We start from the raw sequence: 20158 nt of genomic DNA, 5'->3' as shown, positions 1-20158 counted from the left end.
GAAAAACATTGTTCAATAACATAGAAAACAACTATCAAAAAGTAAGCAAAATACTTTGCCAACCCAGGTTATTGCCTACATTTGCAAACAGAATGTTATCTAAAAAAGAAATTATATACTATGAAGACAGAAGTCATCTTATCAGCATTGGAAGCAAAACATCCGGGCGAAAAGGAGTATTTGCAAGCAGTAAAAGAAGTTCTTCTTTCAATTGAAGAAGTGTACAACCAGCATCCCGAATTCGAGAAAGCTAAAATCATCGAACGGTTGGTTGAGCCGGAACGTATTTTCACTTTCCGTGTACCCTGGGTAGACGACAAGGGGGAAATACAAGTAAACCTGGGATATCGCGTACAATTCAACAATGCGATCGGCCCGTACAAGGGAGGTATCCGTTTCCATCCTTCGGTAAACCTGTCCATCCTTAAGTTCTTAGGCTTTGAACAAACTTTTAAGAATGCATTGACAACATTGCCGATGGGTGGTGGCAAAGGCGGTTCCGACTTCGCTCCCCGTGGTAAGAGTGACGCTGAAATCATGCGTTTCTGCCAGGCATTCATCCTCGAACTGTGGCGTAACCTGGGTCCGGATCGCGACGTTCCGGCAGGCGATATCGGCGTAGGCGGACGCGAAGTAGGTTATATGTACGGCATGTATAAGAAACTGGCTCGTGAAAACACCGGAACATTCACTGGTAAAGGTATGGAGTTCGGCGGTTCTAACCTCCGTCCCGAAGCAACCGGTTTCGGTGCCCTTTATTTCGTACATCAGATGCTGGAAACTCACGGTATTGATATAAAAGGTAAGACAATTGCCATCTCCGGTTTCGGAAACGTAGCATGGGGTGCAGCAACGAAAGCAACCGAACTGGGCGGTAAGGTTGTTACAATCTCCGGACCGGACGGTTATATTTACGACCCGGACGGTATTTCGGGCGAAAAGATCGAATATATGCTGGAATTGCGTAATTCGGGCAACGACATCGTAGCTCCTTATGCTGACGAATTCCCCGGTGCAACGTTCTATCCTAACAAGAAACCTTGGGAACAGAAGGTGGATATCGCCCTTCCGTGTGCAACCCAAAACGAACTGGATGCAGACGATGCACGCAAGCTGATCGAAAACAAGACTCTGTGCGTTGCCGAAGTATCCAACATGGGATGTACGGCCGAAGCTGTCGACCTCTTTATCGAACACAAACAGCTCTTCGCTCCGGGTAAGGCTGTCAATGCCGGCGGTGTTGCAACTTCCGGCTTGGAAATGACACAGAATGCCATGCATATCTCTTGGACGGCTGCAGAAGTAGACGCCAAGTTGCATCAGATCATGAGCGCCATCCACGAACAGTGCGTAGAACACGGCAAGGACGGCAAATACATCAACTATGTGAAAGGTGCCAATATCGCCGGCTTCATGAAGGTAGCCAAAGCTATGATGGCGCAAGGTATTGTATAAAATCAATGTGTATTCAATATACGTAGAGAATGTGTCTATGAAAGGAGGATGCCTGTAATGTACAGGCATCCTTTTATTTTTTAAAACCATGATAGTATTTAACCTCCGGCTCTCATCGGAGATTCACATTTTGCCAAAAGTGAGCTATCCTGTTTCCGCGCTCCGACGCGGAATCGCAAAGGAACAGGTTTTATCCTAAACTGGTAAATGATGATTTATGGTTTAGGATGCCGCAGGCTATTGTGCGATCCCGCGTCGGAGCGCGGGAACGAGGTAGTTTACTTCTTCTTAAAACTGTATATCTGACTTGTCAAGATCGCCTGCGAAATGGTATTGCAGTACTTCATGGGGTTATAGTGCCGTAAAGGAATGAATAACCCGGCAGATAGAATGAACGATGCGGAATGTGTGCCCCCTCCGTACCTACCCGCGATTCATGTTACAGCCGTGAAACAAAAGAAATCCAACTGTAACATAGAAGGAAGACAGTTGTGACATGCAAAGAAGACAACCGTAACATGCAATAGAGGACCGGTGTTATCCGTTATTGATTCATTATTTGCCAGATATGGAACGAAGAGTCCCCTTCAGCTCTTTGTTTTCCCACCATTAATTCGTACATTTGTCTCACGTGCTATCCGGGATAACACTACGAACATTAACTTTAATTGAATAAAGCCATGCAAAGAAGAAACTTTTTCCGTTCCATCGCGCTGGGAGGTATGACAGCCGCCCTTTCCCCTATTGCCAAAGCGGTTCCCCTGCAGGATCAGGAGAAACAAAAACCGGCAACAAATATAAACGAAGCAACCGCCATTCCCCGGACAGCCCATTCCATGCCGGGTAAATATCCGGGTAAGGTAGTCAAGACCAGCCATCCGGGTTGCATCGTAGACGGACAGCCTTCGGAAACGGTTGCCTATGAGATGTTGAAAACCTCCATGCTGAACCTGACCGGTCAGGCAGACCTGCGCAAAGCATGGCTCGAACTGGTCGGCCCGCAGGATATCATTGGTCTGAAGGTAAACCCGATCGCCGGAAAACTCCTTTCCACCTCGCATGCCGTTACCCGGTCTATCATCAAACAATTGGAAGAGGCGGGCATTCCCCGGAAGAATCTGATCATCTGGGACAGACGCGAAGAAGACCTGAAAGAATCCGGCTTCACGGAAGAAAATTATCCCGGCATCAAGATTATCGGCACGGAATATCAGGACGCAGACGGCAGCTATATCGACAAGGACGGTAAGTTTTACGGAGAAAGCCGGATCGACAAATCGCAGTCGTTTTTCGTAGACCTCGAAGGCGAATATGACGCCTACACGATGCCTTATATGATAAACGGAGGAAAGCATTCTTACTTCACCAAGATATGTACGGAGATGGTCACCAAAATCATCAATGTCCCGGTCATCAAGAACGCGGGTTCCACAATCACGGTTTGCATGAAGAACCTCGCTTTCGGTTCGATCACGAACACGGCGCGGCTCCACGGACCGATGTGGCACGACACCTGTGCCTGTGCGTGCGCTTTCCCGCCCTTGCGCGATAAGGTCGTGTTGAACATTGCCGACGGCTTGACCGGATGTTTCGACGGAGGTCCGTCTGCCAACCCTCAGTTTATCTGCCACTACAATACGCTTGTCGTAGGAACCGATCCGGTTGCGACAGACTGTATCTGCTACGACATCGTCCTCGCCAAACGAATCGAGGAAGGCATACAGGACGGCGAAAAGGCAGGCTCGCGCGCTTTTATGGAAACAGCGCAGGAACTGAAACTGGGCGTTGCCGATAAAGACAAAATAGAACTCAAGGAAATAAATCTGCAAGCATGAACAAATATCTGATAGGACTCCTATTCACCCTGTTTGTCCAGGTTACGCTCTTCGGGCAAGCTCCCGAGGTCAAACGCGAACGGGTATTTACCGGCACAGGCCTGTATGGCTTTATGAACGGGGGCGCAGACCAGTTCCTGGAATACGGGGTTAGCAAACTGGTCACACGGGATGTCGTCTATAAAGGGAACGAATATACAATTGACATTTACGATATGCCGACAGCTGAAGATGCTTTCGGTATTTATTCCCTGCATATCTTCAAATGCAGCCGGGCGGACACATTGGGTTGCATCGATTGCCTGGCTCCCTATCAACTGCAGGCGGTAGCCGGGAACAAATATGTGTCCGTCGTGTTTCCTTCGGGTTCCGAAGATGCAAAAAGCAAGGTCGACGAGCTGATCCGCCTGTACGTACCTTTGGATAGTAAAGAGAATCCCCGGATACCGGAAGCACTTGGCCTGTCGACTCCCTACTCCGGAAAGTTGAAACTGCTGCGCGGTCCGATCTCCATATCCGGTGTAAGTATGTCTCTCGCCAATTTGGTGAAAGACATCTCTTATTCGGGCATCTGGTACATCGCCGACAAGCCTGCCAAAGGTTATCGGGCACTCATAGAAGTGACAGACGGGAAAGAGGTCGGGAAGTTAAAAAATAAAGTCGAAGCATCGGACATTCTTCAATCCGGCGATACCTACCTGTTGATCAAAGGTCGTGAAAAAGAAACGGAGCAGGACGATCACGGAGGCTTCGGCTTCTGACCGGTCTTAGCGTACTTTGCCCGGGTTCTTGGCGATAAAGTCTTTCCATCCCGTGTACTTCTTCTCCTGCACGGGATTATTGGTCTGAAAATAGTGGCACACGGCTGCCGCCAGACCGTCTGTCGCATCCAGCTGCGGCAACATGGATTCTTCCGGGATATGCAGGAAACGCTGTAGCATTCCGGCAACCTGTTCCTTTGCCGCATTTCCGTTTCCGGTAATGGACATCTTAATCTTCAAAGGGGCATACTCGAAGATCGGGATATCCCGTTCAAGGGCAGCCGCCATTGCAACTCCTTGGGCGCGTCCTAACTTCAACATACTCTGTACGTTTTTACCGAAGAAGGGGGCTTCGATAGCCAGTTCGTCCGGATGATACTGGTCGATAAGTCCCAACACGCGCTCGAAAATCTTACGCAGGCGCAAGTAATGGTCCTCATATTTATTCAATTGCAGGATACCCATTGCTTCCAGCTTAGGCTTATTACCTTCAATCTTCAGGACTCCGTATCCCATCACAATCGTTCCCGGGTCGATACCCAATATAATACGGTCTTTTGTCATTTCTCCCAGTCTATCTCTTCCAGTAAAGTACTAAAACCGGCTATCTTATGGCCAAAACGGGCAACCAGTTCCTTATGAAGACGGCCTCCCTCATTCTGCAACCAGAAATTCAGCGTATCGACATTCTTCACATGAAACTGCACAGAGAAGCTCACTCCCTCTTCCGCCTCCGTATGCATCACCCGCCGCAGGCACGGGCGTTGCAGAAAGCCACTTGCTATCGCTTTCGGCATATACTGTTTCTTCAGATAATCCAGGCCTTCCTCCTGAATATCTTTTTCTATATGGAACGTTGTATTGTAGACTATCATCTTATTTTTGATAAAAATTCTAAGACAAAGATAGTGCTAATATCAGGAAAAGCCCTATATTTGCACTCGAAAATAAACGCTACGGGGCATTAGCTCATCTGGCTAGAGCGTCAGACTGGCAGTCTGAAGGTGATCGGTTCGAGTCCGATATGCTCCACAAATTCACTACTATTCAATAAAAAAGGCATTCATTTCTGAATGCCTTTTTTGTTTCTATCCATCTTACTTCTTTGCATTTGCCAACTCCGACTCGATCGGGTCGTCATATTGTTTTTGTAATTTATGAAGTTCTGTTTTGAGGCTGTCGATTAGGGATTCGTTGCCGGGCTCGTTATAGATGTTGTGCATTTCCTGGGGATCGTTTTGCAGATCGTACAGTTCCCACACGTCAATGTCATTGTAGAAATGCATTAATTTATAGCGGTCGGTACGGACACCGTAATGGCGTTTCACGGCATGTTCCGCCGGATATTCATAATAATGATAATACAGGGAAGTACGCCAGTCTTTCGGTTTTTCCCCTTTCAATAACGGCAGATAAGAATCGCCCTGGATGTCTTCGGGAACGGGAGCACCGGCCAGTTGCAGGAAAGTGGCGGCATGGTCGATGTTCTGAACCATTTCCGGAATATCGCCTTTCACTCCACCCGGGAAACGAACCAGCATCGGGGTACGGAAAGACTCTTCATACATGAAACGCTTGTCGAACCAACCGTGTTCGCCCATATAGAAACCCTGGTCGGAGGTATAAACGATAATCGTGTTCTCCAACAAACCGTTTTTCTCCATATAGTCCAATACGCGGCCCACATTACGATCTACGGAATGGATCACACGCAAGTAATCATGCATATACTGCTGGTATTTCCATTCGGCCAATGCTTTGCCTGTGAGTTTCTGCTCTTTGAACTTCTTTATGATCGGGTCGTAATGTTTGTCCCAGGCTGCTTTCTGCGCCGGAGTCATCCGGTTATACAGTGCACGGCCGTTAGCTTCCAATCCGGTTGTCGTATGGATCTCGTTTTCCTTATCCGCCATTTTCAGGTCATAGACAAGGTCCATGTCTTTGATAATATTCATTTCCTGTTCGGAAGCGGCGATACGGCCTTCGTATTTGTCATAGAACGTTTCCGGAATCGGATAGACAATATCGTCATACAAGTCCAGATCGCAAGTGTCCGGCATCCAGGTACGGTGTGGAGCTTTGTGATGCAGCAGGAGGCAGAACGGTTTGTCTTTGTCACGCTTATTATCCAACCAATCCAAAGCCAGGTCGGTCGTAATGTTCGTTGCATAGCCTTCTATCTGTTTCTTTTCCCCGTTGTCGATAAAATAGGGATTATAATAATCACCTTGTCCGGTCAGGATGTTCCAATAGTCGAACCCTGTCGGATCGGATGTAAGATGCCATTTTCCGACGATGGCAGTCTGGTAACCGGCCTGCTGCAAGAGTTTCGGAAAGGTTTGCTGGCTGCCGTCAAAACGTTTCGTATTATCGGTAAAACCGTTTTTATGGCTGTGTTTACCTGTCAACAGGCAGGCACGGCTGGGACCGCTCAACGAGTTGGCGACAAAACTGTTCGTAAACCGTACGCCCTCGTTCGCAATCCGGTCTATATTCGGCGTTTCAATAAAACGATGGTCGTAGGCGCTGATTGTCTGATAAGAATGATCATCACACATGATGTAGAGAATGTTCATAGGTTTCTCCGGCACCTCCTTTTTGTCCTTTTGGACACAGGCAGGAAGAGCAACAGCTGCCAATCCCGTCAAAAGAAATAGTTGATTAGTTTTCATGATACATTATGTTTTTTGTCTGGATTTTGCAAATTTAAACAGAGCTGGCGAAATTATCACTATCGCAGGTGGAAAATATAAAAAAAAGTCCCGGCACTCAAAACCGGGACTTCCTACTTTACCTCTTTCTATTTTCCTTATTTATTATTTATGGCAATACGGCAATTTATACGGATTCCGATATTCGTACCAGTACAAGCGGTGCGCCTGTGCTTCCTTATCACCTTCAAAGCTCAGGGTTGCCGGATTCCAATGAACCGGACGGCCCAATTCGCGGGCGATATTCTGCAAGCAGCAAAGCGTATTCGTACTGCAACCGACCTCAACCGGAGCAATCGGGTTCTCGCGTGAGCGAACGCAATCGATGAAGTTCTGCATATGCGGAGAACTTACTTCATATTCGCCTTTACCGACTTTCTGTTCTTTCTTGGGCAACAAAGAAGGATCTGAACATTCGATATAGCCACGAGCCACTTTCAACCAGCCCTTGTCACCGACAAACTGTATTCCCTGTGCATTCGGATTGTCTTCACGATAAGGCTGTTCGGTCATCACGATGCCATTCGCATATTTCATGGTTGCATATTTCGTTCCTTTATATCCGGCCGGAATAAACTCTACCGGACCGGAACCATCCATACCGATAGCCGCCTGTGCAATGTCGAACATATGCGCACCCCAGTCTGCCGTATATCCGTTTCCGGTTTCCTGATACCAGCGCCATGCGCCCCACAGCTGTTCATTCTGTTCGGGTTCGAGCGTGATAGGAGGACAAAGATCGGGATGATAATGTATCTTCGGATCGTTCAACGGTCCCATCCACTGGTTGAAGTTCAGATTACCGGGAACATCCATTTCCGGCAGGTCCAGTGGTTTGGGAGGCTCACCGACACGGGCATATATCTTTTCGATATGGCCGATCTTGCCGGCGCGGACCAATGCGATCGCATCCTGAAATTCCTTGCTCGAACGCTGCTGGCTACCGATCTGGAACACGCGGTTATTATCGCGTACGGCACGGGCCACGGCCAAACCTTCCGTAATCGTATAGGCCAACGGTTTCTGGCAATAGACATCCTTGCCGCTCTGGCAGGCATGGATAGCAACCAAGGCATGCCAATGGTCGGGAGTCGCAACTTCGATAACATCGATATCCTTACGATCCAACAAGTCTTCATAGAACTCATACATATCGCAACGGGGAGCCACATTCAGCGATTTCTGCCAAGCTTCGGCACGACGTTTGAAACGTTCCCGCTTCAACGAGTCTACATCACAACATGCCGCCACCTGTACACCCGGACAAGTAGAAAAACTCCGGAAGTCGGACAAACCTTGCTGCCCTAATCCGACAAATCCTAAAACGACACGATCACTCGGTGCGATACGCACACCATTAATGGCCCAACTGGGCAGGATAGTCAAACTTGCCAATCCAAGAGCGGAAAGGCCGAGGAACTCTCGACGGGTTACCCCTTTCTTAGTGTTTTCTTTCATGGTAATTCAAAATATATTGGACTAAAAAATTAAATCAAAGGCAAATATATAAATTATTTGCTTTCAGCAGAGGCTCCGCTCGCACAAAAAGTCACTTTTTGCAATCAGCGGAGGCTCCGCTTATATAAAAAATAACAATATGTTATCAAAAGGCGTATCCGAAACCTACATTCAGATAAATCGGATACATGGCAAACGTAATCGTTTCGAAATCTTTCCGGAAGATATCGTTCAGCCCCCAAGTCAGGTCTGCACAGACGTTCAAGTGCTTGAAAGCACGCCATTCAGCCCCCAACTGCGCTCCCCACTGGAAACGGCGGAGGTTTTTCGAGAAATCGTACGACGCGCTCTTGCCGTCTTCAAAAACAACCTTGCTCCCCGTCGGATCTCCCTCACGCAGATAACCGTCATAGACATTTCCCGAGAAATCCCCTTCCAGCATATAAGCAAAATACGGACCGAGGCTCATGCTGAAACGAGGGTTGAACTGGTGAGTCGCCAAAACAGGGAAAGAGAGGTAAGAATTCTTCACCTTTGTCTTTACATATCCCGTCCAATTCCCCTTTACAATCTCGCCTCCATCACCGATAATCTCCATTCCGTAATTCTTAACCCGTGCATCGGTATTCATTCCTTTATTATCGAGGCGGATACCGATCCGCATGCCCCATTGCCTTTCGGCATCGAACCATTTGGTCACATTTCCTTCTATCGCCACGGCGAGAGTCGGATTATAGCCTGTTATCTCACGGATTTCAACGGGCAAAGGCAGTGGCGCCGTACCGCCGATATTAAACCCGGCTTTTATTTCATACTCCAGGCCAAGCAGGGCCGATTTGATAATTCCCTGATTCCGGTCCATCTGCCCGAAAGCAGGAAGTGTCGCCAACGACAAGGTCAGCACACATATATAAATAGATATGATATTCTTCTTCATTTTGTTCTTCATTTTAATTGTCGGCAGCATAAATCAATTCCACTTCATCGATCAGCAAAGTGCTTCCGGGGGCACCCCGGAAATAATTGCCTTCTCTACTGGAAGAGAAGACGATGGAGACGTTATAGCCACCGGCTTTCAGTTTCTCACGATCGATTGTCTTTCCGGATTTCATCACAAAAGGAATATAAAACTCCGTCCACTCGTCCGTTTCTTTCCGGTCTTTATCGTCCAGCAAAGCGACAGACACCAGGTTCGGGTGCGTATAATTGTCCTCGACAATGGTTCCGTCAAGATAACGGACTTTGTCGGTTACTTCGTAGAAGATAGCGTAGACATCCCAAGTATCCTTCTTGTCTGGTACGGGCTTGCCTTTTTCTTCAAATGTTTCCCCTGCTTTATACTTATAATATCCTTTCAGGTAAGTCGGGACATGCTCGAACGGCATGCCGAGACGGGTTGCTTTCAAGGCATTTGTTAAAGCACTCCACACATCGAAAGTACCCATGAATAGATTACCGGCTGCTATAGGCATACCGAATCCGCTTCCGAAACTACCAGTTTCTTTTGTTTCCAACTTAACCCCTTTTCCAATCTTGCCATCGGCAATAGAGCTGGTCGGGAAACTCGCCCGGTCTTTAGTGGCCTTACCCGTCATGGCAAAACCGGCATTACCGCTCGCCCAATTAAGGCGTTCATGGGTTGCTTCATCCAAGTCGTAGAATACATCATATGTATAATTCGCCGCTACGACCGAATCCACATGTTCAAAATGATATTCGGTACTGATACCGGCGATCAGATATGAAACCTGATAATCTTTCGTCCAGTTTCCATCTTCCGATGTCACCGTGTAATATTGCGGAGTCGTGAAATCGCGTTCCGTACCGCTGGTCGGAGAAATCGTTGCACCGGGAGTCAAGGTAAACTCCGGAGCCTGATGTTTCAGATCAATATCAGCCCTTACCATCAGCGTCACTTTATTATTCTCGATGACCGGATCCCTTTTCAGTATATCGGCAGGAACTATACAAGTTAATATATCAGCTTCGGCATTCGGGGCTTCGTCCCGTATACACGAAACCAAAACAAGCCCCATCAAAAGACAAGTAATTAAATACGTTCTTCTCTTCATTTGTTTGTGTTATTGAAATTATTAGCCTCTGTTAATGCAAACCAGCCACAAAAATACGTTCCTTTTCCTAAAATGCCATTGCATTTATGTTTTTATCACAGTTTTTATTGTACTACTCACCTTTTATTCATACATTTGGCTCAATAACTTATTAATATAATCTAATTCATAAGACCATGACAACACGCAGAGACTTCATTCGGCAAGCCACTTTATTAGGCGCCGGAATGACAATGAGTCCTTTCTTTATTAACGCAACCCCTGGAAATATTGGAGCGAACGACAAAATCCATGTCGGCCTGATCGGCTGTAACGGGATGGGATTTGAAGATTTGAAAGCATTCCTTCGCAATCCGGAAGTAGAATGTATCGCACTGTCGGACATAGACGAAAGCGTACTGAATAAGCGGGCTGCCGAGACCGAAAAGATTACCGGGAAAAAAGTAAAAAACCTCTACAAAGATTGGCGCAAACTGATTGATAACAAAGATATCGATGTCGTGATCGTCGGTACTCCCGACCATTGGCACTGCTTGCAAATGGTATCAGCCTGCCAGGCGGGCAAAGACGTCTATTGCGAAAAGCCGTTGGGCAACAGCATCGAAGAATGTAACATTATGATCCGTGCCGCCGAGAAATACAATCGCGTCGTACAGGTCGGCCAATGGCAACGCAGCGACCCGCATTGGCAAGATGCCATGGCTTTCGTACATGGCGGACAGTTGGGAAAGATCCGTACCGTACGCGTATTCTCCTATCAGGGCTGGTGTCCTTCCATCCCGGTCAAGCCGGACGAAGCTGTCCCTGCCGGAGTAGATTACGATATGTGGTTAGGCCCGGCACCTAAACGTCCTTTCAACCGCAACCGTTTCCACTTTACGTTCCGCTGGTTCTGGGATTATGCAGGCGGTCTGATGACAGACTGGGGCGTGCATCTGCTTGACTATGCTTTGTACGGGATGAATGTAACGGCTCCGAACTCTATCATGGCTTCGGGCGGCAAATTCGGCTACCCGGACGATGCTTGCGAAACACCTGACTTATTACAGACGATCTATACTTTTGACGACTTCACCGTTATGTGGGATCATGCAATCGGCATCGATGACGGAGCTTACGGACGTAATCACGGCCTGGGATTTGTCGGAGAGAACGGGACACTGGTCGTAGATCGCGGCGGCTGGGAAGTAATCCCCGAAAAGGTAAACGGCAAAGCCCGCATGGAAGCTGTTCCGTTGAAGAAATCGTACGGCGAAGGCGGATTGAACCTGCATGTCAAGAACCATCTGGAATGCATTAAGTCGCGCAACCGTAACTGTAATGCCAGTATCGAGATCGGCGCCCATATCGCTAAGTTCTCGCAGTTAGGAAACATCGCCTACCGTACCGGCAAAAAGCTGACTTGGGACGGCAAGAGCTTCCACGATGCAGAAGCCGACAAGTACTTGTGTAAAGAGTACCGGGCTCCTTGGGAACTGCCGAAAATCTGATTTTCTGACTGATAACGGCTAATGTGGAAGTAAACCAAAAAATAGTTTTGATAATCCATAACTAAATGTTTACTTTTGTAGTTATAATACAAAAAGGTAAAAGCTATGGGGAATATATTACAAGAGTTCAAACAGTTTGCCATGCGCGGAAATGTGATCGACATGGCTGTGGGTATCATTATTGGCGGCGCTTTCGGCAAGATCGTATCATCGATTGTAGGTGATCTTATTATGCCCGCCGTCGGTTTGCTAATTGGAGGCGTGAATTTCACCGATCTGAAAATCGTATTGAAACAAGCAGTAATGGAAGGCGATAAGGTTGTATCACCGGCTGTTTCCATTAATTACGGAAACTTCCTGCAGGTCACTTTCGACTTCATCATTATTGCATTTGCAATCTTTATGTTGGTAAAAGGGATCAATGCCCTGAACCGGAAGAAAGAAGAAGCACCGGCAGCTCCGGCTCCTCCACCTGCCGACGTACAGTTGTTGACAGAAATCCGGGATTTATTGAAAAAGAATCAATAACAATAGAAGGCGATGTGTCATAAATTAGCATTTACCGGACGCAGATGACGCAGACGAGCGCAGAGTAACGCAGATATTATTTATTACCAATAAAATAAGTCTGCGTTCGTCTGCGTATTCTGCGTTATCTGCGTCCGGTTTATTAGATGTGACACACTGCCTTTTTGATTTAATCCGATAATATTTCCAGCCCCGTTTCCGTCATCAGGAATGTGTGCTCCCACTGCGCGGAAGGCAATTCGTCTTCCGTCACGACTGTCCAGCCATCTTCTTCATCGATAAAGACCTGCCACGTGCCCATATTGATCATCGGTTCGATGGTAAACACCATGCCGGGAACCAATAACATTCCGGTTCCTTTCCGGCCGAAATGGCAGACTTCCGGTTCTTCGTGAAACTCGAGTCCGACACCATGCCCGCACAAATCGCGAACGACAGAGAAACCGTTCTTCTCGGCATGACGCTGAACGGCATTTCCTATATCACCGACAAAGCCGAAAGGTTTCGCCGCCTGCATCCCCACTTCAAGACATTCTTTTGCGACCCGCACCAACTTTTCTTTCTCTGGTGTGGTTTTACCGATGACGAACATACGGGAAGCATCCGAATAATATCCGTCCAGGATTGTAGAGACATCCACATTGATTATATCTCCCTCCTCCAATATTTCATCTTCACTGGGAATCCCATGGCAAACCACCTCATTGACAGAAGTACAAACACTTTTCGGAAATCCTTCAAAGTTGAGAGGCGCAGGAATAGCCCCATGGGAAACGGTATAATCATATACCAACTTATCGATCTCGGCCGTAGACATCCCGGCTTTAATCTCTTTTGCCACCAGGTCGAGGACACCGGTATTCACTACGCTGCTCCGGCGGATTCCTTCTATCTGCTCTGCTGTCTTGATTAACTTACGGGAGGGAACCAGATGGCCTTTATTCTGGAAGTAAAGTACTTTTTTGTCTAACTCGGTAAGAGGCTGCCCTTTAATGATATGCCAATTGTTTTTAACTCTTCTGCTATACATAGCTTTATTCTTTTATACACACAAAGGTAACGGTTATCCGGCATTTTCCAGATACTTTTCCTTGAATATATTGAAACAAAGAATAAAGATAGAGATCAGAAGCGGACCGAAGATAATTCCCATAAACCCGAAGAGAGACAAGCCAATTATCACCCCGAATATAGTAATCAACGGATGTGTATCCGCCATCTTTTTCTGCAAGACAAAACGAATCAGATTATCCACATTCGTAACGACGATCAGCGCATAAGCCGTCAGCCCGAGCGCATTTACCCAATCGCCCGTCAGCGCCATATAAAGAGCAAGCGGAAACCAGACCAACGCCGTCCCGACAACCGGAATGATCGTCGCAAAGCAAGTCAGAAAACCGAATAGGAAAGGGCTCGGCACATTAAATATCCAATAGCCGATCAAAGCGATCACACCCTGGATTATGGCCAACAACGGGATACCGATCGCATTAGACGTTACAATCATATTGATTTCGCTCAGGACATTCTTCTTGTTTTCGTCGCTGAAAGGCAGGATGCTATACACATACTTTTCCATCTTGGCGCCGCCGATCAACATAAAATAGAGAATAAGCACCAGGACCGCCACATTGATGGCAAACCCGCTGATACTTCCCATCACCGTTTGTCCGATCTTCGGCAAGATGGAAACGGCCGACATCAGGTTAGAGGTGTCGAGCACATCATACCCGGTACGCTGTTCGATCAGGCTTGCGACATGTTCGATCGACTTGACCAGTTGGGTCGGGTCCAGGTTAAAGTTTTGCAGTTTGCTCACAAACAGCCAGACGGCCAGTGACAACGGGATCAGAAAACAAAGAACCGCCTCCAACAGGAGAAGGAAAGCGACGAAACTCCGGTTCAAATGCTTTTTTTCCGTCAGATATAACATTTGTTTCCTCACCAGTATATAAATGGTGGAAGCCCCCAATATTCCACCCAGAAAAGGAATAAACTCGACAAAGAGAATAACACCCAATACAATAATAATTGCAATCAGGGAGAATCTCCAATACTGTTCTTTTAAGCTCATTTTGTTATTTCGATTTATTATACCTTACACCTATATAAATAACAATATGGGAGCAAGGTTGTTTATCATCTCCTTAATAAAGACTGAAGTCAGTCGGCTTGATTACAAAGCCGATTCTCAACATACTCTTGAACTTATTATATTCCAGCAAGTTTTCTCCGAATCCGTTATAATATTGCAGGAAGAAATACTGATTCTCGTTATTGTTGAATTTATAACTCAGCTCTACCTGGGAATTGAAACTCGTCCAGGTCTTACGTTTGGTCAGGATCACGCCACAATTGAAACGGCGGTTATTGGTCCGGTAATTGGCTGCCACTTGAAAGATTCCGTTATACTTCAGCAAGTCTTTGTTGTATTTGCCGTCTACGATCGGTATCCAAGTCTTGAACTGCGCCTCCCAATTCCGGGAGAGCGTTATGGCAACGGCAAAAGTCACTTTATTCCAGCTGCGGGAAGCGGTGCTGTCTTTCCCGTTCGACTCGTGTTCAAGCATCAGATATCCTTTTCCTATATATTTATTATGGGAGACAATCAGGTGCCCCAAACCGATACCGGGATTAAAATTCAGGTCTTTCATCGGCAACGATTCCTGGAAGACATTCCAAAAGGCTTTCTGGGTATATTGGATAAACAGATACGTATCGAACGGCAGCTTACTTTTTGTCAACCGCTGGGCGATGCTCAACTGGAATTTCACATCCGAATTGGCAGCAGTCGGTTTGTGGCCGATCGTCGTACCTCCGACAAAATAGTTGTCTTTGAACAAAGTGAAGTACGGCATTTTGTCTAAAACGGCGCGGACACTATCTGCATTATATGCATTCGCCACGATCTTTTCTCCGATGGTCTCTCCTTTTTTCTCCTGTGCCGACACCCGGCATGCCATTACGGACAGAAGCAGGAACATAACGATTTTTTTCATAAAATGCATCAAGTTTACTTGTCAATAAAGATATACGCAAATATAGGTGAATCTTTTAAATAGAACCAATTGCAGAACGGTTAGTTCATTTTTTCTATCTTTGCGTCTATGGAAAAGATATACAACTATTATAAAGAGACTGTCACGGCTTATACGCGCAGAGCTGAAAATCTGAAAAGAAAAATACACTTGCTCGGAAGCATCCGGCTGTTGTTAGTAGCCGGGCTGATCGCGATGATCTGGCTTTTCAAGTCGGAAGACTGGAAGGTGTTGGCGGGTATCGTGGTCCTGTTCCTGATCCCCTTCATCGCCTTGATGGCCTGGCACACCCGGTTGTTTGCCCGGAAATGTTATGCTGAAGCGCTGGCACAGCTTTGCCGAAATGAGCTGAACGGGCTGGATTACGATTTCAGCGCTTTCGACGGGGCACCGGAAAAAAGTTCGGCCGAGCATTCGTTCAGCCTCGACCTGGATTTGTTCGGAGACCATTCCCTCTTCCAGTCCATTAACCGCACGGTGACTTATATCGGAAAAGAGAAGTTAGCCGACTGGTTTATCCACCCGCTGACCGACAAGGCGATGATCTTAAAACGCCAGGATGCCATACGCGAGTTGGAGGCATACACACAGCTGCGCCAACATTTCTATGTGACAGGCATCCTGCAACCGGGAAACAAAAACGACCAACGGCTGGTTTCCCTACTCAGCAACGAGACTCCAAGTTTTATCAACAGCATCCTTTGGAAGGTATTGGTCTGGCTGATCCCGGCGATCTGGGTAGTCGTGATTGCCGGCTGTGCATTAAACCTGCTCCCCATCTCTGCCGCCGGAATACTTTTCGGAGCCTCGTTTGTCATCTCTTATCTGAATGCCGTACAGATCACAAAGCTGCATAATTCGTTGGACAAGACCGAACAAATCCTCCATACCTATTCCGACCTGATCAAGAGCATCGAAAAAGAAAACTTCCGGTCTTCCGAATTGACAGATATCTACAACCAGTTTGTCAATGGCGGACAGACGGCCTCATCGGTCATCAAAAAACTTTCCAAACATATCGGCGCACTCAACCAACGTTTCAGTGCGATCGGCGTCATTCTGAATATCCTCATCCTGCGCGATACCCGTATGGCGATGAAATTAGAAAAGTGGAAACTGGCACACGGGCACGACACGGAACGCTGGTTCGAGGCGTTAGGACTGTTCGACGCTTACTGTTCGTTAGGCGGTTTTGCCTTCAATCATCCGGGATATATCTATCCGGAAATAGCCGACACCTATTTCAAGATGGAAGGGAAAGCGCTCGGACATCCGCTCCTGCGCCGGGATGTCTGCGTAAAGAATGACATCGACATCGAGAAAAGTCCCTGGTTCCTGATCATCACAGGGGCGAATATGGCGGGAAAAAGCACATACCTGCGTACGGTCGGCGTCAACTACCTGCTGAGCTGCATCGGCGCTCCGGTCTGTGCCGGTTCGCTTACCGTATATCCGGCGCAGATGGTAACCAGCCTGCGCACCTCCGACTCGCTCGTGAGCAACGAATCTTATTTCTTTGCCGAACTGAAACGATTGAAGATGATCATCGACCGCCTGCAACAGGGCGAAAAACTTTTCATCATCTTAGATGAAATACTGAAAGGAACCAATTCGATCGACAAGCAGAAAGGCTCGTTAGCCCTAATGAAACAGTTGGTCGCAAACCAGGCCTGCGGCATCATCGCCACACATGACCTGGCTTTAGGAGAACTGGAAAAAGAATTTCCAAACCAGATCAAGAATTATCGTTTCGAGGCTGACATCACAAATGAAGAACTGACCTTCTCCTATCAGCTCCGCGAAGGTATCGCCCAAAATATGAATGCTTGTTTCCTGATGAAAAAGATGGGAATCACTGTGTAAATTATAGCCGGTTTTGAACCTCCTGCAAACCTGAGGAATTACAATAACCCCCTATTTCGACCGTTTTTCTATTTCGTCCGAAATCTTGATCGATTTTGGATTGACTCTTTTCATGGTTTTATCCAGATCGGATGACAATAGATAAAATGAGGTGCTGAGCCCATTCCAAAAAGCGTGCAATTTGATTACCAAAAACCGGAAACACCGACAAAGTGATAAAGCTTAACTCCCGGAGAATCGAATATTTGAAAACAAAACGGACGGCGTCCCAAATATCTCAAGGAAATTCAGGTGCTTTTTTGCCATAAAAACGGTCCTCTTTCCAATTAGGACGGTCATAATCGCCATTACGACCGTCCTAATCTTCGCGAGGTGCCGAGTGCACTACACATTAGCACGGTCGCGGTGGCAAAGAGGACGGTCGCAATGGCGGAAAACATTCAAAAAAGAGGAAAAAGTCCCTTTTTGAGGTCAAAAAAGCGGATTAACATTTGTTTAATTTCGGATGCCTTTTGAATCTAAAAAATGCGTTTTATACAATAAGTCAATGATAAAATGACAACTTACAATATCATTTTTCAGCACGTTTACAAATCAAATTTATAACCCAATGAAAAATAAAAAGTCCTGTTTTGAAATCCCTCCACATTTTTGTAAGCGCTTGTCAACCCCAGCAAATACCTGAAATCAAAAAGAAATCCGTTTTTGAATTCATATCCGGCTCCAAAAGCAAGACTGAAATCGAATGGTTGCTTTTCGCCCATCAGTTTCTGCTGCTGTACCACTTCACCGACCCGCAACCTTCTTTTAAGTAGAAAACCGATCTGTGGTCCGAGCTGAAGATTAAGACCCGTCTTATGCGTAAATTTGGCTAACAAAGGAATTTCCAAATAATGAAGGGCGATATCCATATCCATTGGATCATCCCCCATGTTAATCCAAATAAGATCCTTCTCCTTATAGCCCTGTTTCATATACAACAACTCGGCTTGCAGACTGAAAAAACGGTTAAACCGATACTGCGTGAGAAAACCTCCGTTTATACCAAAGCAATGCGAAGGATTCTCTATATCATCCGGATAGTTTACGGATGATGTATTCAAACCTATTTTCCCTCCAACAGACCACTGCGCAGACATAGGGGCAGCCAACATTAGGACCAAGGCAAACAATAATACTTTTTTCATGTTCATACACTTTCTATTTTAATCATTCATACCCTTTAATAACGAAGCGATGAACAAATATATTATCGACACAAAATTTCTTTTTTTTAATAAGATTACTTCTTCGTCCTATACTTCTGAGTGGCATCGCTGGGATGCGTGCTAATAAATTCGGAGGTGGAGCCGGAGTTTACAGATAAATTCAGTCTTCATTATAGAGCAATCCGCCAACCTCTTCCTGTAATTTAGGCAGATGATTAACGACTATACTCCATAATATATCTACAGATAAGCTGTCATAACCATGAATGATATAATTACGGGCATCTACTATTTTGCGGGAATTGGTAATTGCGATAGAAGGATTCGTCTTTAATATCCGGTTCATGGCTTCTCCTATAATTTCGATATTCCTTTCTGTCGCACGCCTACACCAGATTTCTTTAGAAAAATCGTCGAAACGCTTTGGCTGGCCATCGAAGAAACTTTCAATTTCTTCGATGGCTGTTAAAATATCCTGTAAATGTTTTTTAGTGTAGTTATCCATATATAAGTTGTTTGGTCATGTCTATATCTTTTTTTAAATAAGGATTGCGGATGGCCTGTTCTTCGAGCAAATCCACCTCTCTGCCTAAAAGATTTTCCAATGCATACTTTAAATCAAAGAAATTGGAAAAATAATCATCTACTTCTTCTTTGTCAAAATCCACCACCAAGTCAATATCGCTCTTATCGGTAAAACGATTGGTCAGGACAGAGCCAAAAGCGAACAACCTCTTTACCTTGTACTTTTTGCACAAAGCGATAATACTCGGATAATATTGGGCAAAGAAACTCATAATTATCATGTTTGTTTCAGACAAAGATAAAGATTTCAGACAAATAACCAAATTACTTCTTCGTCCTATACTTCTCAATCTCCGGCAAATGCTGCTTGATCTCGTTAATGCGGGTGGCATCGCTGGGGTGCGTGCTCATGAATTCGGGGGTGGAGCCGGAACCTCCGGCGGACATCTTCTGCCAGAAAGTGACGGCGACTTCCGGGTTATAGCCGGCCATTGCCATAAAGACCAATCCCATGTAATCGGCTTCCGATTCGTGCTTGCGGGAGAAAGGCAGCATGACGCCGTATTGCGCACCCAGGCCATAGACCGTATTTCCGACCTGCTGGACGGCGGCCGATTTATTGCTCAACGCCTGCCCCAATATCTGGGCGCCGTATTGGGCCATCAGCTGCTGGCTCATACGTTCGTTGCTGTGTTTGGCTACGGCATGCGCCACTTCATGGCCGATTACGACAGCCAGTTCGTCGTCCGACGAAACCAACTGCATCAGTCCTTCATAGACGACGATCTTACCACCGGGCATACAGAAAGCGTTCACCTGCGGATCTTTCACCAAGTTAAACTCCCAAGAGAAATTCTTGATTTCACTCTCCAACCCATTATTTTTCAGATATTGTTCGGTAGCGGCGGCAATCTTCTTGCCGACACGCGTCACCATAGCCGCCCCGTCTTTGGAGGACGATTTGGCAGCCGACTTCATATAATCGGAATATTGGGTCAGACTGGACGACAACACTTCCTGATCCGAAACAAGCAACACCTGCTTTCTTCCGGTCAGTGGAACACTACCGCAACTACTTAACAATAATAGCATTGCAACAAATAAACCTGTAATCTTTTTCATCTCTTATCTTTTGTTTCTAAGTGTTTGCAAAAATATGATTTCTCTTTTATTAATAAACAATTCACAAGAGCTTTTTACCCAACGAATAAAGA

At 46.3% G+C, this 20158-nt stretch carries 19 protein-coding genes and 1 tRNA gene; 7 read left to right on the top strand and 13 right to left on the bottom strand.

The window, feature by feature from the left end:
• Positions 1 to 120: 120 nt before the first annotated feature.
• From gdhA to DWW90_RS05435, 3 genes are all read left to right on the top strand, one after another.
• The gene (gene gdhA / locus DWW90_RS05445; RefSeq protein ID WP_115497933.1) at positions 121 to 1455 is read left to right on the top strand and encodes an NADP-specific glutamate dehydrogenase; all 1335 of its coding nucleotides are present in this window, start codon (positions 121 to 123) and stop codon (positions 1453 to 1455) included.
• 680 nt (positions 1456 to 2135) lie between these two features.
• On the top strand, positions 2136 to 3290 hold the full coding sequence (locus DWW90_RS05440; protein ID WP_122344264.1) for a DUF362 domain-containing protein: 1155 nt from the start codon (positions 2136 to 2138) through the stop codon (positions 3288 to 3290).
• Positions 3287 to 4051 carry a DUF6599 family protein gene (locus tag DWW90_RS05435; protein WP_122344263.1) on the top strand — a complete coding sequence of 255 codons (765 nt, stop codon included), beginning with the start codon at positions 3287 to 3289 and terminating at the stop codon, positions 4049 to 4051. The genes DWW90_RS05440 and DWW90_RS05435 overlap by 4 nt, the downstream gene beginning before the upstream one ends.
• A gap of 6 nt (positions 4052 to 4057) precedes the next feature.
• Here the strand turns inward: DWW90_RS05435 and ruvC are convergent, their stop codons facing one another.
• Together ruvC and DWW90_RS05425 are read right to left on the bottom strand one after the other, a co-directional pair.
• On the bottom strand, positions 4058 to 4615 hold the full coding sequence (gene ruvC, locus DWW90_RS05430; protein WP_122331091.1) for a crossover junction endodeoxyribonuclease RuvC: 558 nt from the start codon (positions 4613 to 4615) through the stop codon (positions 4058 to 4060).
• On the bottom strand, positions 4612 to 4926 hold the full coding sequence (locus DWW90_RS05425) for a DUF4286 family protein (protein WP_122331090.1): 315 nt from the start codon (positions 4924 to 4926) through the stop codon (positions 4612 to 4614). The genes ruvC and DWW90_RS05425 overlap by 4 nt, the downstream gene beginning before the upstream one ends.
• Positions 4927 to 5009: 83 nt before the next feature.
• Here DWW90_RS05425 and DWW90_RS05420 point away from each other — a divergent pair.
• Positions 5010 to 5083 (top strand) — tRNA-Ala (locus DWW90_RS05420).
• 65 nt (positions 5084 to 5148) lie between these two features.
• Here DWW90_RS05420 and DWW90_RS05415 read toward each other — a convergent pair.
• The 4 genes from DWW90_RS05415 to DWW90_RS05395 all read right to left on the bottom strand — a co-directional run bounded on the left by DWW90_RS05415 (position 5149) and on the right by DWW90_RS05395 (position 10292).
• On the bottom strand, positions 5149 to 6723 hold the full coding sequence (locus DWW90_RS05415; RefSeq protein WP_122344262.1) for a sulfatase: 1575 nt from the start codon (positions 6721 to 6723) through the stop codon (positions 5149 to 5151).
• A 144-nt stretch (positions 6724 to 6867) separates the two neighbouring features.
• Positions 6868 to 8220, bottom strand: coding sequence for a Gfo/Idh/MocA family protein (locus DWW90_RS05405; RefSeq protein ID WP_122344260.1), 1353 nt, complete (start codon positions 8218 to 8220; stop codon positions 6868 to 6870).
• A gap of 145 nt (positions 8221 to 8365) precedes the next feature.
• Complete coding sequence (locus tag DWW90_RS05400) at positions 8366 to 9157, bottom strand: porin family protein (protein ID WP_122344288.1); 792 nt, start codon at positions 9155 to 9157, stop codon at positions 8366 to 8368.
• A 13-nt stretch (positions 9158 to 9170) separates the two neighbouring features.
• Positions 9171 to 10292, bottom strand: coding sequence for a PCMD domain-containing protein (locus tag DWW90_RS05395; RefSeq protein WP_122344259.1), 1122 nt, complete (start codon positions 10290 to 10292; stop codon positions 9171 to 9173).
• 176 nt (positions 10293 to 10468) lie between these two features.
• On the opposite strand from DWW90_RS05395, the gene DWW90_RS05390 reads away from it, so the two are divergent.
• Positions 10469 to 11782 carry a Gfo/Idh/MocA family protein gene (locus DWW90_RS05390; protein ID WP_122344258.1) on the top strand — a complete coding sequence of 438 codons (1314 nt, stop codon included), beginning with the start codon at positions 10469 to 10471 and terminating at the stop codon, positions 11780 to 11782.
• A gap of 105 nt (positions 11783 to 11887) precedes the next feature.
• Complete coding sequence (mscL, locus tag DWW90_RS05385) at positions 11888 to 12310, top strand: large-conductance mechanosensitive channel protein MscL (RefSeq protein ID WP_115497924.1); 423 nt, start codon at positions 11888 to 11890, stop codon at positions 12308 to 12310.
• 169 nt (positions 12311 to 12479) lie between these two features.
• On the opposite strand, the gene map is transcribed toward mscL, so the two are convergent.
• The 3 genes from map to DWW90_RS05370 form a co-directional block, all read right to left on the bottom strand.
• Positions 12480 to 13340, bottom strand: coding sequence for a type I methionyl aminopeptidase (gene map / locus DWW90_RS05380; RefSeq protein ID WP_115497922.1), 861 nt, complete (start codon positions 13338 to 13340; stop codon positions 12480 to 12482).
• Positions 13341 to 13373: 33 nt separating this feature from the next.
• On the bottom strand, positions 13374 to 14384 hold the full coding sequence (locus DWW90_RS05375) for an AI-2E family transporter (protein ID WP_122344257.1): 1011 nt from the start codon (positions 14382 to 14384) through the stop codon (positions 13374 to 13376).
• A gap of 73 nt (positions 14385 to 14457) precedes the next feature.
• Complete coding sequence (locus DWW90_RS05370; protein WP_199662169.1) at positions 14458 to 15309, bottom strand: phospholipase A; 852 nt, start codon at positions 15307 to 15309, stop codon at positions 14458 to 14460.
• Positions 15310 to 15417: 108 nt separating this feature from the next.
• Between DWW90_RS05370 and DWW90_RS05365 the strand changes: the two genes are divergently transcribed.
• Positions 15418 to 17211, top strand: coding sequence for a MutS family DNA mismatch repair protein (locus tag DWW90_RS05365; RefSeq protein ID WP_122344255.1), 1794 nt, complete (start codon positions 15418 to 15420; stop codon positions 17209 to 17211).
• A 587-nt stretch (positions 17212 to 17798) separates the two neighbouring features.
• On the opposite strand, the gene DWW90_RS05360 is transcribed toward DWW90_RS05365, so the two are convergent.
• The 4 genes from DWW90_RS05360 to DWW90_RS05345 form a co-directional block, all read right to left on the bottom strand.
• Positions 17799 to 18398 (bottom strand): porin family protein, encoded by a 600-nt coding sequence (locus tag DWW90_RS05360; protein ID WP_158582074.1) that lies wholly within the window; start codon positions 18396 to 18398, stop codon positions 17799 to 17801.
• Between the two features lie 181 nt (positions 18399 to 18579).
• On the bottom strand, positions 18580 to 18924 hold the full coding sequence (locus DWW90_RS05355) for a DUF86 domain-containing protein (RefSeq protein ID WP_122344254.1): 345 nt from the start codon (positions 18922 to 18924) through the stop codon (positions 18580 to 18582).
• Complete coding sequence (locus DWW90_RS05350) at positions 18917 to 19216, bottom strand: nucleotidyltransferase family protein (RefSeq protein WP_122331081.1); 300 nt, start codon at positions 19214 to 19216, stop codon at positions 18917 to 18919. The genes DWW90_RS05355 and DWW90_RS05350 overlap by 8 nt, the downstream gene beginning before the upstream one ends.
• 52 nt (positions 19217 to 19268) lie before the next feature.
• Entirely contained in the window at positions 19269 to 20066 is a 798-nt protein-coding gene (locus tag DWW90_RS05345; protein ID WP_122331080.1) for a M48 family metallopeptidase, read from the bottom strand.
• Between the last annotated feature and the right edge of the window lie 92 nt (positions 20067 to 20158).

This window comes from Parabacteroides sp. AF17-28, from assembly GCF_003479205.1.
Classification (GTDB): Bacteria; Bacteroidota; Bacteroidia; order Bacteroidales; family Tannerellaceae; genus Parabacteroides; species Parabacteroides acidifaciens.
This window is presented reverse-complemented; position numbering and strand designations above follow the sequence as displayed.

Bases quoted from the DNA above. Each gene is read 5' to 3' on its own strand.
- DWW90_RS05365 (WP_122344255.1), top strand. From the start codon at position 15,418: ATGGAAAAGATATACAACTATTATAAAGAGACTGTCACGGCTTATACG.
- DWW90_RS05375 (WP_122344257.1), bottom strand. From the start codon at position 14,384: ATGAGCTTAAAAGAACAGTATTGGAGATTCTCCCTGATTGCAATTATT.
- DWW90_RS05360 (WP_158582074.1), bottom strand. From the start codon at position 18,398: ATGAAAAAAGTATTATTGTTTGCCTTGGTCCTAATGTTGGCTGCCCCT.
- DWW90_RS05345 (WP_122331080.1), bottom strand. From the start codon at position 20,066: ATGAAAAAGATTACAGGTTTATTTGTTGCAATGCTATTATTGTTAAGT.
- mscL (WP_115497924.1), top strand. From the start codon at position 11,888: ATGGGGAATATATTACAAGAGTTCAAACAGTTTGCCATGCGCGGAAAT.
- DWW90_RS05395 (WP_122344259.1), bottom strand. From the start codon at position 10,292: ATGAAGAGAAGAACGTATTTAATTACTTGTCTTTTGATGGGGCTTGTT.
- DWW90_RS05440 (WP_122344264.1), top strand. From the start codon at position 2,136: ATGCAAAGAAGAAACTTTTTCCGTTCCATCGCGCTGGGAGGTATGACA.
- DWW90_RS05425 (WP_122331090.1), bottom strand. From the start codon at position 4,926: ATGATAGTCTACAATACAACGTTCCATATAGAAAAAGATATTCAGGAG.
- DWW90_RS05415 (WP_122344262.1), bottom strand. From the start codon at position 6,723: ATGAAAACTAATCAACTATTTCTTTTGACGGGATTGGCAGCTGTTGCT.
- DWW90_RS05400 (WP_122344288.1), bottom strand. From the start codon at position 9,157: ATGAAGAAGAATATCATATCTATTTATATATGTGTGCTGACCTTGTCG.
- DWW90_RS05435 (WP_122344263.1), top strand. From the start codon at position 3,287: ATGAACAAATATCTGATAGGACTCCTATTCACCCTGTTTGTCCAGGTT.
- DWW90_RS05370 (WP_199662169.1), bottom strand. From the start codon at position 15,309: ATGAAAAAAATCGTTATGTTCCTGCTTCTGTCCGTAATGGCATGCCGG.
- DWW90_RS05355 (WP_122344254.1), bottom strand. From the start codon at position 18,924: ATGGATAACTACACTAAAAAACATTTACAGGATATTTTAACAGCCATC.
- gdhA (WP_115497933.1), top strand. From the start codon at position 121: ATGAAGACAGAAGTCATCTTATCAGCATTGGAAGCAAAACATCCGGGC.
- DWW90_RS05390 (WP_122344258.1), top strand. From the start codon at position 10,469: ATGACAACACGCAGAGACTTCATTCGGCAAGCCACTTTATTAGGCGCC.
- DWW90_RS05405 (WP_122344260.1), bottom strand. From the start codon at position 8,220: ATGAAAGAAAACACTAAGAAAGGGGTAACCCGTCGAGAGTTCCTCGGC.
- map (WP_115497922.1), bottom strand. From the start codon at position 13,340: ATGTATAGCAGAAGAGTTAAAAACAATTGGCATATCATTAAAGGGCAG.
- ruvC (WP_122331091.1), bottom strand. From the start codon at position 4,615: ATGACAAAAGACCGTATTATATTGGGTATCGACCCGGGAACGATTGTG.
- DWW90_RS05350 (WP_122331081.1), bottom strand. From the start codon at position 19,216: ATGAGTTTCTTTGCCCAATATTATCCGAGTATTATCGCTTTGTGCAAA.